Source organism: Sulfurisphaera javensis (assembly GCF_041154675.1).
Taxonomy (GTDB): domain Archaea; phylum Thermoproteota; class Thermoprotei_A; order Sulfolobales; family Sulfolobaceae; genus Sulfurisphaera; species Sulfurisphaera javensis.
Genome location: NZ_AP031322.1, coordinates 1,029,792 through 1,043,534, shown reverse-complemented (window position 1 = coordinate 1,043,534; position 13,743 = coordinate 1,029,792). Strand labels below are relative to the sequence as shown.

The window sequence follows — 13,743 nt, the reverse complement described above, 5'->3', positions numbered from 1 at the left end:
CCGTAAGATTTAAAACATATGACATAATATATAGAATTAGCCGGGTCGTCTAGCGGTCAAGGATCGAGGGCTCTGGCCCCTCGGACCAGGGTTCGAATCCCTGCCCGGCTACCTCTTTTCTTTTCGTCTGACTCCTCAACACTTCTAAACTGAGATAAGTAAGGGAAAATCTTTTTTAAGAGAAAGATAATTTTACCATTTAATTCATGAGCAAAAAGGGATAAAAACAATTCAAAAGTGATACTAAAATTATGGATCAAGGAACTATACTTATAGCTTTAGAAATTACCGAGATTATATTAGCCTTTGTCTTTGTTTCCTTAGGTATATCACTTTCATTCAAACATAAGCAATATAAGTCAACCAAGTGACTTCTTTTTATGTCATCTGACTTATTTACCCTTTTCAAGAACTCTTATAATCACGGTAATAGTTATTTAATTTCTGCTCCAACTGGTTCTGGTAAAACTCATATAGCTAAGTATTTGCTTAATGAGGAAGAAAGGATAGTAGTTTACGTTTCTCCCCTTAAAGCTCTATCTAGAGAAGTCTATAAAGCAATAAAAAGAAATGCGAAATACATTGATTCTGACGTTTATGAGGACGATCTAAGGTACTTTAACTCTGATGCCTTATTAACTACTTATGAAAAATTTGATAGTGCAATAAGACACAATTATCCATGGTTAAAAGAAATCAGCTTAGTTATAATTGATGAAATACATAACGTAGAAAGTGATAGAGGATTACCAATAGAAGACATAGTTTTGTGGGCAAAACATAATTCAGTACCAATTATAGGCTTAAGTGCGACTATAGGAGATTTAGAAAATTATAGAAAGTGGTTGAATGCTGAGCTAATTAAAATAGAAAAGAGAAAAGTTCCTTTACATGAATGCGTTGCCTTCCCTTTTTTAATAAGATGTTATGATGATAATAGAATAATTTCAATTGAAAAAAGAGGTTTAAAAAACGTAAAACTTGACCTACTTTTAGGTGTACTTAATTACATACTTGCCTTAAATAAAAACGCCTTAGTTTTCGTGAGGAGTAGAAATTCAGCCGAAACTTTAGCAGAAACTTTAAGAAAATTCTCCATACCAGCTCTTCCTTATCATTCAGGTTTACCATTTGAAATTAGGGATAAGACAGTAGAACAATTCATAAAAGGTGAAATTAAAGTTTTAGTATCGACAACAGCCTTAGGACAAGGAGTTAACTTACCAGTTTATGCAACAGTATTTTATGATATAACACTACCAGACTCGAACGAAAAGGGAGAGTTTAAAGGATGGAGAGAATTAACTCCAGCAGAATTTAAACAAATAGCTGGAAGAGCTGGAAGACCAGGTTTTGATAAAGAGGGAATGGCAATAGTAATAACTGACACTATTAAGGAAATGGACAAAGTTGTTAAGAAATATTATAAGAGTGAGGTAAAAGAGGAAATAGGAGGAATTGAATACACTTTAGAAAACTTAACCCTAGGAGTGATAAGCTGGTTAAATAAGGCAAAAGAGGAAGAGATAGAAAATACGATAAAAGAAGGAAGTTTGCACTTCAAAGGGAAAGAAGTAAAACCATCAATAGACTATTTGCATTCTCTAGGTTTAATAACTTTTGAAAATAATGGGAATATTATATTAACACCTCTGGGCAAAGCTGTTTCGTTAAGTTATATTGACGTTATGGCGTTAAAGGGATTTCCAGTTAACACTGATGACTTTGATTTCCTAGATGTTTTAGTATCATCTCCAGAAGTTGCTCAATCACTTAGGGGCTGTGAGGAAGGAAAAGAATTACTTAAGAGATGGATAAACGGTGAAGATATATCTACCCTATGCTTGAAATTATCGGCAAAAGACATAGAAGAGGTAATTTCTAATGCCAGATGGATATCCTTTGCCTTATATAGAGTATTAAAAGCATTAGGACATAAGAAAGCCAAAGAAGCTTTAGAATTTTACGAAAGCGTAAAATATGGCTTACCAAAGTTTGGGGTCACTTTAGTTAAGTTAGGTATTGATAAGGATAAAGCTAAAATAATTATTCAAAAGGGGATAAAAAGTTTAGAAGAACTTTGTGTTGTTTCTAATTTACTAAAACTAGGAGAGTTTAATTTCTGTAAAAGATATCAGATAGAGCTAAGAGAATTTGTCAATGAAAATTATGGAAAAAGTATATATAAAGATGATCCCAGAGTAGAAGCATTGAAACAGATCGGAATAATTACAGAAGATTACAAGTGGAAAGAATATAAATAAAGAAAGGAATGAATAAGTTTTAAACTGTACTGAAGTAAAAAGACTATGCATATTATGAAAATGAACTATAGTAACATAGTCGTTTAATTATGTAATTCTATAAGAAATAGAATAAAGATCGTTAAGGTTCACTGAAAAAGATTCTCACACTTTTAACATTGTTTAGAAGCTAAGCTTCAGTTAGTTATACAATTTGCATACTAACTCAAGGAAGAATATTTGGATCTCTTCTTATATTCAATTCTTGGATTTCATTGAAGTCACGATCCTCCATATTCTTTGTGCAAAAACTCCAAGGTAAGTATACATCTTGAATTTCACTTGAGAATTTATCATCCATATAAGGTAAGGTCTAAAAATGAACTGAAGAATTAAATTTCAGCTTTAAGGAAACTGTATTAAACGGTGAAATTTCAAAAAGAAGATTTAATAGCTATTTATACGAGTTTTTATTGATGATTAGAGTGGCCAGGTCTGAGGAAAAAGAAGTGATGAAATGTTTTTATGATGAGTGAGATTATGCTTCCGTTTCTTCTTTTATTAATTCTTGTTCTTCCCCATCACCCGTTTTTTATAGAGTACAAAACAATTTCATATTTTGCATCTGACGGAAAAACAATATACGGACTATTGATCGAAAACGTTACTAACATTTTTCCTAATGGTACAGTGAAGTACGAGTTCTATCTCATTAATCTTAACTACTCTCAGTATGCTGGACCCTTAATCGTTTACAATAATTTAAGCTCTCCAACTTCTCTTTACTTTTTCCCTCAAGTAGGAGAAAAGGTGGTGCAAAGAGGAAATCTTACTTTTACCCTTATAGGTGAACAAGACGGATATTATGTTTACGAAAATACCCAACATCCAGCTCAACTAGTTACAGTAATAACATATTATTACGTTAACGAAAGTGGAGTACCTTATAAGATAGTGTTTTTGCAATATGGAATAAACGGTTTAGTTAGCAATAATACGTTCGTTCTATATTCTAGTAACTTAATAAGTCCCAATGCGAAAATTTACTTTCCATCTGGGTTAACGAGAGTTACATCCCCAATAACAGTCACTAGCATTAACGGAACAATACAGAATTATATTCTCTCTTTTCTTGTAGTAGGAGTAGTTCTAATTTCAGTTTATAAATTATTTTCTAAAAAGAAGTATAAGAACAATAGCTAATACTCCAGTAATAATAATATACTTCATTAGTTTCTCTGCCGTTACAATCGGAAGATCATTAATATTCATTGTAACAACTTTTGCTTCAGTATAGCCTTTAAATGTTGGAGGAGTAACTGAAGTATTATAGTAGTTTGTTTTCCAGAGTATTGCAGTAGCATTACTTACTAAAACTTTATTTACTCCAATTTGTAACGTTTGTACTTTTACCGCAATACCATCTTTATTAACCCACATATTAAACACAATTTTAACCCCCTCAAGTGTATAATTATCATTATATAAATAAATACCGTTAGAGTAGTTAATAAAACGTAATGGAGCACCACCTCTATGAATACATTGTTCACCTAAAAGTGAAGGTGGAATATAGTAAAAATTTATAGGAAAGGAAATATTGTTTAACGAAATAGTTGGAGGTAAATAATATTTTTCTGCAACATTATAAACAGTAACATTAATCTCCATTGTACCGTTAGAGAATATTTTATCAACTTTTTGTAAAATTACCTCATGTAGAGTAGTTGTTGTACCATTAGGTAAAAGCATAATAACCGTTTGATTGTATGCAAAAAATGTACCAACGGAAAATTCAGAATGAGTAATTAAAGTAACTGATAAGAAAGGAAGTAATAATATAAAGAGAAAAACCAATCTACTACTTTTCATAATATTTTTTTATGTAGTAGTCTATTTAAGTTTATATATTAATTTCAAAGTTGCAGAATGGAAATTATCTAATATAATTAAGTTCCCTATCTTTCATATATAGTCATTATTTTTATTTGTACTCTCATCACTTTCTTAATTGATTTATTAGTTTTTCTCTTAAACAGTTACGATAGAAAAATTTATATAGACATTTAGCAAATGATTTAATTGAGAAAAAATGATTAAGGCCCTCACAAAGGCAAGGAAAAACAAGAAAGGTCTTAGTGGTGCTGTAACAGCATTAATATTAGTAATTGCATCAGTAATAATAGCTTTAGTAGTTGTAAGATTTGCTTTCGGTCTATTCGGTGCATTTGGTGGCACGCCAACAGTAACACAAGTAGGAACAGGAACAATGATTTATAGCAATGGTAACTACGTAGCTGTAATAACTTTACATTCAACTGGAAATGTAGTTGTTGAGAATGCTCTGATATCTGGAGTACAAACATCACCAGCCTCAGTAGGTGCTAGTTTATCTGCTGGAGCAAATACAATAACTATATCAATAGCTAGTAATGACGTATCACAAACTCTAGAACCAGGTTCTACTTACACAATAAGCTTAGGATTAAGTGACGGACAATCAGTATCTGTATCTGTAGTATACCAGTAATAATGAACTAGTTTTTAAGTTATTTTTTCTTTTTATCTATTTGTGATAAGTGATGTATAAACGAGCATTTTTTATTTACATAACTTCATTTTTACTAGCTCTTCTTTCTACATTATTTATACTTAGGCAAACTCTTCTTTCTTCGGGATTAATTTTTGTCAGAGATTCTTACCCTTCATTACTTGGTTATATATCTCCTCTAGTCTCTAGCGGAGAAATAAATATACTTTTTCTAATGGATAACCCAGATTTTCCTATTTCTATTTTTCAGTTATTTCCTCAAATATATGATAAATTAAATTATGCTTATCCAATTTTTCTAGGATATCTTTCAGCGTTTTTTGCTACCAGATATATTCTTAATAGTAAGTATAAGGATATAATAGCCTTTCTAACAGCGTTTCTTTATGTGGTTTCTCCTACTTTTATGTACTTTACATATTGGAGTAATTATGTTACTTTTGTTGCTTTATACCCTATTCTTTTAGTTGGTTTAAGTTACGTAAGCAAACTATCTACGTTGAAGGGAGCAATTCTTCTTTCTTTTCTTTTAACCTTAACTACTACTGATCCTAGAGGTTTTGTTTTCTCTTTCTTAACACTTTTCCTTTACGTTATTTACCAACTAGTAAGAAGAAATTTCCGTTACATTAAGCTTGCTTTCTTTTCTCTACCCTTATACGTAGTGGAAAACATAAGAACTTTTTATGCTTTGTTTGTTCAACAACACGTTTATACGTCAATAGGTAATTCTATTTCAGTTGTACAACTTTGGTTGAACTATAATACCTTTTCGTTTGCAGATAATTTAAGAGGAATAGGTCTTTTCGTACCTTTAGTTAACTTTTACGCTGGTAATTATTTCTTTTCTTACCTCTTCTCTTTCTTTTTACCAGTTTTCGTAATTTTAGGCGTAGTATTTTATGCTGAGAGGGTTATAAAGACTGACGTTATCTTTTACTTTTCCCTTTACATTTTCCTTGTTATTTTCCTCTCATCTTCTATTACAATTTTTAATCATACTTTCACACTTAACTTCATTTACTATCTGAACGATTGGTTAAAGCAAACTCCTTTCTTCCCTTACATGTGGATAATTCTTCCAACTTATTTAAGTGAAATGATACCAGCCCCATTGTTTTTAACATTTGCCTTCATAGGGGATCAGATAATTCTCACAAGAAGAGAAATCCCTCGCCTCATTGGTATTATGTTTGTAATCCTAGTAATTATTGCTCAACTAGTCTTTTCTTATCCTTCTTATGCTACTGGTAATTACTACGGTAATTATGTTCCAACTCCTATTCCTAAAAACCTAGTAGAAGTTGCTGAATACTTACATGGTGCTAAGGTTGCAGTCTATGGTGGTCCAATATATTACAACGGTAAGTGGTATTCTGCTGAAGGTTTTGCCGGTATTCCTAACGCAGTCTTTCTTCCATTTTATAATACTACTTCTCTAGGGGAAATCCTTCAGTATTACGGTGTAGAGTACGTGGTGGCAAATAAGAACATTTCTTATTTCCTTGCACAAAAAGATCTTAAATTAGTTGCAAACTTTTCCGGTATTTACATCTTTAAGAACCTTGATTATAGGGCAAATTTTACTTCTCAAGGCGTTTACATTTTAGTTGGTCCAGTTACTGATTTAAACGAAGATGTGGCTGTAGTTCCGCCATACATTTATGTTCCTCCACAATATCTTGCTGGTGTTATTTGTGGTGGGGAAATATATTTAAAGGCTGATGTTTTTCACAACTACTCTGTAAAAATTCCAGCTCAGCGTTTGCCATATCCAACTAATTTTAGTTGTACTATATATGTAAACTCTGGAGCTCAAGCAATCCTTTCTTCATTCCCCGGTATTTCACTAATTCAAGTTGGTTCTCCAGCAAGTGAATATATTTCAACTTCACCAGGTTGTTATGCTGTGGTCTTAACTTATGTAGCTTATCCAAAAGGTGGAGTTATTGAGATTTCTAACGGGACTGCATCACTTACTGTTAATACTCAAAATGTGAGTATGGAAGTCATTACTACTTATTTAGGCAAAATATATACCACGGGTAAGCTTAAGCTTATTCACCCAGACTCTCGTATAACTTATTTAGTTTCTCTTGAGCTTATTCCTTATTCTCTCTTTATAAAGAACGTAATATTACATCCTAAAAATGTTACAGTAACTGTTTATCCAGTTGAGGGTGATGTTATTCCAAGTATTGGATATAATATAATCATAGGAAAGGTTTATCCACCACCAAATTATGATTTAACTCCCGTGTTAATTATAAATGTAATAGCTGTTGTTCTTCTTTTATTAGAATACAAATACTCGATAATATCACGTAAAGTGAAAAGAAGAATGTTGTGACAAGTTAGTCTTCTATTACATTTCCAGCAATAACTACAATACCTTCTTTTTCAGCCTCATCTTTTACACGGTCAAAGATTGAATTACAAACTAGGTATGGTTTAATGTTCTTGTTTGTTGTGAGGATAGTAACTTAATCCTAATTTCAATTTGTTCAATAGCATCTTCATCACATAAATTCTTTACTTCAAAGAGATGGATTATATCATCAGTCTCGTAAAAGTCAATCTCATACTTTCTCCCCTTACTCACTATGCCAACAACATCTTCAACATATCCATGTTTCACATTTGATGGGTCAATACCATGAATCTTTAATGCTTCCTTATATAATTCCATTATAGTCTTTTCTACGTAATGGCCCGCCCTAGAAGTGAAGGAGTCAAGTGAAATTCTTATCTTCCTCAACTCATCAGTAATATTATCTAACTTCTTACTATGCTCCTTCAATAACTCAGTATGTTCTAGTACGATTCTGGTTTGCTCTTGTAGTAATTTAGTTTGCTCTAGTAATATTTTGGTGTGATCTTCTAGTACTTTAGTTTGCTCGTTCAAAATTCTGGTTTGCTCTTGTAGTAATTTAGTATGTTCATCAAGTATGTTTGAGTGTTTTCCTAATACTGTATCATGATAATCCATTTTCTCCCAAATTAAAACTAGATTATCATTAGTGTTCTGTATAACCTTCAGTATCTCAACCATTTGTTGTTCAAGTTTCTCAAGTCTTTGAATTACAACATCATCCTTTAACTTTTCATAAACCTTTTTAGTGATGGCATCAATTAGCTCTTGATTACTAATAATTTGCTTAATAATATCCTCAGTCACAAGATAAACTTAGTGAGCGAATTAATAAATTATCGATTAGTTTCTATTTTGAGAAGAATATACTAACAATAGTATGGGCAGAAAGCCTTTAGGCGGGGATGACACGAAAAAAAATAGTACTGTTAAATAAAGAAAAATGTAGTTTGAAGTTAAGACGGGAAAGGTTTTCTGAGTCTCTTAACTGTTCCTCAGACGAGGGGGAACCCTTATCCTTCAAGGTGGAGATGGAGTCAGTTATGAAAGCAGTTTTATCTGGTCTAATAGGCGGTATTGCTGAATTGGTATTCTTTGTTAACGACTTCGACGTATTTTCAACAATCTCCTTTCATATTCTTCACATAAGTTCAATCTTCTTAGGAATTTTACTCCATTTGATAGCGTCAATGGTAGTATTTCTTGTTGCCGTAAAAATACTAGAGAGTGTGAAGATAAGAAGTTGTAATTATCTTTCAGCATTTATTTTGGGTCTTTTGCTTGGTTCTGCTGTATTATCACTATTTAGCTTACCCATTCACCTGCTCATATTTCCAATAAAAATAACTTTAAGCTATGTAATGGCTCATATATTTTACGGAGTAATAAGTTACTTTACATATTTTACTCTCACGAAATCAAAGAAGGTAAGATGAGAAGTAAGACTTTGCGTATGTGGTTATCTTTATTACTTATAGTTTTATATGATAATTGGATAAGGAATAAAAAGAAAAATTCGAAATTTTATTACATAAATTCGGAGTGTGAAAGATGTATGTTCCCGTCAAGAAAAAAGAAAACTATCGCTATACTTAATTTGATTATTTCAATTTCCCTTCTTTTCATAGTAACAGTATTAACTCACACTGAATATATTCTTCCACCGTTTTTAGCTACTGCTGCCACTAAATACCCAGATCCAGATTGGAGAGAATATCGTAGTTTTCCGATCATGATTTCGTACCTTATATCCTCTGTGATAGGAGTTTTATTTGTTTTACTTTCTCTTACAGGTTTATTAATGGCTATGATCTCAGCTTTCGTCTCTTTTATCATTGAAGTTCTCATAAATATTGAACATCCACCATCAATTTTAGCTTCTTTCTTGGCAGTATTAGAAAAAGTTTCACCTCTTTTTATTCTTCATCCCGTTTTAACTGGTGTAATTATAGTTGAAGGGGTAAACTATTTGCTTACACGTTATATAGAACCGTTAATTAAATAAATATAGTTTCACTTAAAAAGTAATTTATTGAAATAATGAATAGTAGGTAATTCCCACTTAAAATAACCAATTAAATATAATTAAAAAAGTAACTCACGTAAGAATTTTCCAGCAATATAAGCAATTATTACTGACATAATAATCCACATTGCTATAGCTGTATTAATTTCTTGAGAAACAGTATAAGGAGAGAAGGGATAAACAACGTTAGTATAAGCTGGATTTCCTAGTAAAAAGATGATTGAGTAAGCTGTATCTGCTGTCATCCATATAATTACTAATCCAAAACGGTAAAGTAAGGAAAGCTTACTAATACCTATACCAGCCATTATTCCAGATAAAACAAGTGAGAGTTCACATAATATCCTATATATGGGAAAAGCAGCTGCTAAAGAAAAATAATATGGTAAGTGCCAAAAGACAGCTATAATTGCTGAAGGTATGAGAAGTAAATAGTTACCTTTAACTATACCATTTATTAGTAGTAATCCAGCTATAAACATGGCATAATGAGAAAGCATAAATAACCACTGATAATTGCTCTCTAGTCCTTCAACATAAGGATTTAGGAATAAGACTAGAATACCAATGGGTAATAAAAAATGTGAAACTTTTAATTCTTTCTTATCAATTTCCATAAAATAAAATTGGAAAGAAAAATAAAAAATCTTTCTCTTTAATCTTTTACATAAAACAAGTAATGGTAAAGGTTTATTGCATAACCCCACAAGAATAGTATTACACCTAAATCAATTCCAGCATAGGTACTTTGTACACCAACACTTGGTAATTTGAAGAATAATACAGCAAGGAAAATTGTAATTATAAAGATTGTAGGTATTGCTATGAAGGCCATTTTCTTTGTTATTGGATAACTTGACTTAGTTGCACCATTGCTATTAAACGCTTTAACCATTTTACTTACGAAATGGTATACTAATACTCCAAGCGGGAATAGTATAAATAATCCTAGTAGGCTTGGCCTTAGTAAGAAGTCACCAAAAGTTCCTGCGAATAGTAAAGTTATCACTGAAGTACTAAGGATTGAGGTTGGAGTAATCCTAGGAACTTGAATCGATGATATTTCCTTATTATTTCTTCTTTTCAACTTGTCAGATATTCCAATAATTATAGCTAAGATTAATGCTGGAACGCCTAGTATTAATAATTGTTGGGAAGTTGGTGCTGGTACTCCTGGTTCTAGATAGCCCCAGACTGATAAGGCTACTAAGGAATACGCTAAAACACTCATTACCCAAGTCCAGAATTTTCTATTACTTATATACATCCACTGGCTATTTTCGAAGAACGGAATTAACATTAAAATTACTAAACCAATTATAAGTATTGCAATTACCATTGAAGGTAATATTGGTGTTCCATTAGGTAATAGAAAGTCTACAAATTTGTAAAGGAATAAGAAGAACCATGGTGGATATGGCTGAACACTGTTGGCTGCTGTAGTAAATGCTTGTGGTGCTGGGAAGGGGTTAATTACTATAGGTAAACTTACTATGGAGTTTAAATTCGCTAATACATCTGGTACAATTAGAATTACTCCCCAAGTCATTAGGACAAGCGATAACATGTAAACGAAGTTTCTTGGCCACCATGGGTTAAACTTTTGCTGTTCTTCTTTTGTATAATAAGCTGGGACTTTTGGCTTTTCTTTTGCTGATGGTGTCATTCCGTATCTTTCAGATAGCATTAAGTGAAACATAAAGAGTAATCCAATTAATGCTACCATGATTATATGCCATCCTAAAATTCTGCTAAAGAATTCAGCTCTAACTGCTGGATTACTTGATTGGACTGCGTCAACACCTGGTCCAAATAACCAACCTACTATTGTAGTTGCTCCGGGGAAACCAGTACCAATAAGTAACGAAGAACCTATATCAACAGCGTTAATACCTAACACATCTCCAACTAGGCTATAGCCGAAGAAAGAGGCTCCTAATGTAAGAGCAAGCAATAATACACCAGTTACCCATTGTAATTCTCTAGGCTTTTTATAAGCCCCTTTGAAGAAGTTTCTAAACATATGAATGTAAACTAAAATGATCATTATGTAAGCTCCATAAAGATGGCTAAATAGAATTACTGCACCATACGGGATATCATTTATAATTGTCTGCGTTTGTGCATAAGCATTTGCTGGGTTATAAAGGAGTAAAAGGATTAAACCAGTTATTACAGTATAAGCAAAACTTGCAGCTACTAACCCTCCTAACCAGTATGAAACATTATACATGTAGTCCGGAGTTCTAAATAAGGGTGCCTCATTAATTCCTATTCTATCTAATATTGAATCGAAAAAGCCTTGGTTTTTCTTCTCTTCTTCTTTTTTAACTCTTTGTGGTTCTTCCACTTTTATCACCTCCTAACTGTTTAACCATAGTTCCAGAAAAAGAGAAAGGTGAACTTAAACTTGATACCTTAGTAGAAGTTCTCAAATATTCACCTATTCCAGTAGCTATAGTTATTACTAAACCCGGTATTCCAATTTCAGCTAAAAATGACATTGCATCCATGTAAGGAGTAAACATTGATGGGTAAGCGATCACTCTTCTTAAAAGTCCTAAATAACCGGCTATGCTCATTAAATATCCAACAGATATGAATGGTACAGCCCATACTATTAATCCAGCAACCATTAATTTTCTAGCTTTTTCACTAAAGTTTAAGTTTGGATTAGAGGCTTTTAATAGATCAAGGAAGACTCCAGTAAATCCAACTAATATTAGCGTCCATATTACTAAGTGGAAGTGACCAACGACGTAATAAGTGTTGTGTACTACGCCATTTATGATATTTATAGGTAATGGTAATGCTTGAACTCCCCCTATAATAAAACCAATTAATGCGATTAAGAATGTTAAACCTAATGGATCCTTATAATCATAACCTTTTGATGTCAATATAGTTAGCCCCAAATTTAAGACTGTTAACCCAGAACCAGAAGCTAATAAGAGCGTTGAGACTGTAATCCATGCTCTTAAGTCAACTGGTAATGGGAAAGTTTGTAAATGATGAACCCATATTAGCATTGAACCTATTGCTAATAAGAAAATATTCCATCTCGCCCATTTTTCACTGAATAATGGTCTTTTTGCATAAATTGGAATATAATAATATAATGCTCCAAATAGCGGGAATGGAACATAATAAACTACTGGATGTCCATAGAACCAGAATAGGATTACCCACAAAAGTGGATTTACAGTTACCATAGTTGGGAACCATACAGCTGCTACATACCATAATTCGGCAGCAGTCAATGCTGGTAAAGTTATTGCAATAACTAATGCGAAAGCTACACCATAAGCTGCAAATATGTTGATTTTTTGATCCTTTGGTTTTGTTAAATAAGCGTCAATGACGAGTATTAGAGTAGCAATTGCTCCACATGCACTATTTAATGCTAGGGCTAAATAAGCTGCCCCTATCATTGCACCGTGATATAATCTAAATGCTTGGAATACTGAGTTATCTTCTATAGCAAGAGGAGGATACATATACCAGGCGGTATCGGGGCCTCCAAATAAAGCAAATGCTAATGCAAGATTCGAAATCCAAAACATAGCAGTTACGGCTTTTCTGTGTATTACTGATAATCCAGATTTATATATTGAAAATATTATAATGGCAATTGCGGCATCGGGTACTAGTCCTAACATTGCACTCCAACCGTGAATAGTGAGCATTGTATAGTAAATTGGACCTACTGCGGGAGAGTTTTGGTCGTAAGTTAAATAAGTTCTTAGGTTCATTGCAGCTGTGCCAAGAATTATTAACCAAGCTACTGAGCCTAAGAAATATAACCAAGAGAGGGATAACGTATCCTTTGGGTTAACTATTTTCTTAGCTTTATTAACAAAATCTATTATTGCCATAGTTATTTTATCTAAAATTGTCCAAACGTAACTCATTTACACCACCTCTAAAGTTCCGGTGAAATAGGAGAAGTTGTAAGCTGAATACTCCGGGTCTCTCCATGTATAGTTACCCGGAGTAGAAGGAGTGACGAAGTATATGTAACTAGGAGTACCGGGCACAGCATTAACGTTAACAACACCGTTAGGTAATCTCATAAAGAATCCAGTAATCACTTGTGGTGAGTATAAAATTATTACAATTGGCTCTGATGTATTTGCTACTATAACGTTTGGAACGTAACCAGTAGTTTGTGTTATTGACATGTTAACTACTAATATGCCATTAATAACTTCATAAGGTTTCCCAGAGGGAGGATGAGAATTGAAATAGATTACAGCTTGTTGTGCTTGTTTTGGTAAGCCAGAAAATAATGGCAATCCGTATCTGTAACTTGTGCTAGTTCCGTGTGTTACTCCGTAAATATTCCAACCAGAGAAAATTGCTACTAGTGTTAACATTACTATGAACCATGCTAATTCTGCATGTTCCTTAATGTGAGCTAAGAAGCTCATTATTCTCATGCATATAATAGATAAAAGAGTTTAAAAACATTATTTTTAATAACTATTAAGTTTGCAATATTTTCATTAAAAAGTAGCGTAGTATACATAACTAAACCTAAAAAATTTATTTA

The 13,743-nt window shown here is 32.6% G+C and carries 12 protein-coding genes and 1 tRNA gene; 7 read left to right on the top strand and 6 right to left on the bottom strand.

Features of this window, described 5'->3' with window-relative positions:
* The first annotated feature begins 38 nt into the window (after positions 1–38).
* From ACAM25_RS05515 to ACAM25_RS05505, 3 genes are all read left to right on the top strand, one after another.
* Positions 39–111: transfer RNA gene (locus tag ACAM25_RS05515), tRNA-Gln, on the top strand.
* A gap of 269 nt (positions 112–380) precedes the next feature.
* On the top strand, positions 381–2,264 hold the full coding sequence (locus ACAM25_RS05510) for a DEAD/DEAH box helicase (protein WP_369611332.1): 1,884 nt from the start codon (positions 381–383) through the stop codon (positions 2,262–2,264).
* A gap of 519 nt (positions 2,265–2,783) precedes the next feature.
* Positions 2,784–3,446: a hypothetical protein gene (locus tag ACAM25_RS05505; protein WP_369611331.1), complete on the top strand. Its 663-nt coding sequence runs from the start codon at positions 2,784–2,786 to the stop codon at positions 3,444–3,446.
* Here the strand turns inward: ACAM25_RS05505 and ACAM25_RS05500 are convergent.
* Positions 3,411–4,115 carry a hypothetical protein gene (locus tag ACAM25_RS05500; RefSeq protein ID WP_369611330.1) on the bottom strand — a complete coding sequence of 235 codons (705 nt, stop codon included), beginning with the start codon at positions 4,113–4,115 and terminating at the stop codon, positions 3,411–3,413. The two genes, ACAM25_RS05505 and ACAM25_RS05500, sit on opposite strands and share 36 nt — an antisense overlap.
* 220 nt (positions 4,116–4,335) lie before the next feature.
* On the opposite strand from ACAM25_RS05500, the gene ACAM25_RS05495 reads away from it, so the two are divergent.
* Positions 4,336–4,773 carry a DUF973 family protein gene (locus tag ACAM25_RS05495; RefSeq protein WP_369611329.1) on the top strand — a complete coding sequence of 146 codons (438 nt, stop codon included), beginning with the start codon at positions 4,336–4,338 and terminating at the stop codon, positions 4,771–4,773.
* A 49-nt stretch (positions 4,774–4,822) separates the two neighbouring features.
* Positions 4,823–7,144, top strand: coding sequence for a hypothetical protein (locus ACAM25_RS05490; RefSeq protein ID WP_369611328.1), 2,322 nt, complete (start codon positions 4,823–4,825; stop codon positions 7,142–7,144).
* A gap of 90 nt (positions 7,145–7,234) precedes the next feature.
* Here ACAM25_RS05490 and ACAM25_RS05485 read toward each other — a convergent pair whose 3' ends face one another.
* Positions 7,235–7,972, bottom strand: a complete 738-nt coding sequence (locus tag ACAM25_RS05485; protein WP_369611327.1) for a hypothetical protein — start codon at positions 7,970–7,972, stop codon at positions 7,235–7,237.
* A gap of 236 nt (positions 7,973–8,208) precedes the next feature.
* Here ACAM25_RS05485 and ACAM25_RS05480 point away from each other — a divergent pair, with 236 nt between their 5' ends.
* The gene (locus ACAM25_RS05480) at positions 8,209–8,601 is read left to right on the top strand and encodes a hypothetical protein (protein ID WP_369611326.1); all 393 of its coding nucleotides are present in this window, start codon (positions 8,209–8,211) and stop codon (positions 8,599–8,601) included.
* A gap of 119 nt (positions 8,602–8,720) precedes the next feature.
* The gene (locus ACAM25_RS05475; RefSeq protein WP_369611325.1) at positions 8,721–9,170 is read left to right on the top strand and encodes an HPP family protein; all 450 of its coding nucleotides are present in this window, start codon (positions 8,721–8,723) and stop codon (positions 9,168–9,170) included.
* Between the two features lie 80 nt (positions 9,171–9,250).
* On the opposite strand, the gene ACAM25_RS05470 is transcribed toward ACAM25_RS05475, so the two are convergent.
* Genes ACAM25_RS05470 through soxA form a run of 4 tightly spaced genes read right to left on the bottom strand, consistent with a single transcriptional unit; the run spans position 9,251 to position 13,630 of the window.
* Entirely contained in the window at positions 9,251–9,808 is a 558-nt protein-coding gene (locus ACAM25_RS05470) for a DUF1404 domain-containing protein (RefSeq protein WP_369611324.1), read from the bottom strand.
* A 38-nt stretch (positions 9,809–9,846) separates the two neighbouring features.
* Positions 9,847–11,541, bottom strand: a complete 1,695-nt coding sequence (gene soxC, locus ACAM25_RS05465; RefSeq protein WP_369611323.1) for a proton pump complex cytochrome B SoxC — start codon at positions 11,539–11,541, stop codon at positions 9,847–9,849.
* On the bottom strand, positions 11,519–13,057 hold the full coding sequence (soxB, locus tag ACAM25_RS05460) for a proton pump complex quinol oxidase subunit SoxB (RefSeq protein ID WP_369611610.1): 1,539 nt from the start codon (positions 13,055–13,057) through the stop codon (positions 11,519–11,521). Before soxB ends, soxC begins: the two co-directional genes overlap by 23 nt.
* 45 nt (positions 13,058–13,102) lie before the next feature.
* Positions 13,103–13,630 (bottom strand): proton pump complex quinol oxidase subunit SoxA, encoded by a 528-nt coding sequence (gene soxA, locus ACAM25_RS05455; RefSeq protein WP_369611322.1) that lies wholly within the window; start codon positions 13,628–13,630, stop codon positions 13,103–13,105.
* Between the last annotated feature and the right edge of the window lie 113 nt (positions 13,631–13,743).

Coding starts and splice junctions, on each gene's coding strand:
- ACAM25_RS05510 (WP_369611332.1), top strand. CDS start 381: ATGTCATCTGACTTATTTACCCTTTTCAAGAACTCTTATAATCACGGT.
- ACAM25_RS05505 (WP_369611331.1), top strand. CDS start 2,784: ATGCTTCCGTTTCTTCTTTTATTAATTCTTGTTCTTCCCCATCACCCG.
- ACAM25_RS05500 (WP_369611330.1), bottom strand. CDS start 4,115: ATGAAAAGTAGTAGATTGGTTTTTCTCTTTATATTATTACTTCCTTTC.
- ACAM25_RS05495 (WP_369611329.1), top strand. CDS start 4,336: ATGATTAAGGCCCTCACAAAGGCAAGGAAAAACAAGAAAGGTCTTAGT.
- ACAM25_RS05480 (WP_369611326.1), top strand. CDS start 8,209: ATGAAAGCAGTTTTATCTGGTCTAATAGGCGGTATTGCTGAATTGGTA.
- ACAM25_RS05475 (WP_369611325.1), top strand. CDS start 8,721: ATGTTCCCGTCAAGAAAAAAGAAAACTATCGCTATACTTAATTTGATT.
- ACAM25_RS05470 (WP_369611324.1), bottom strand. CDS start 9,808: ATGGAAATTGATAAGAAAGAATTAAAAGTTTCACATTTTTTATTACCC.
- soxA (WP_369611322.1), bottom strand. CDS start 13,630: ATGAGAATAATGAGCTTCTTAGCTCACATTAAGGAACATGCAGAATTA.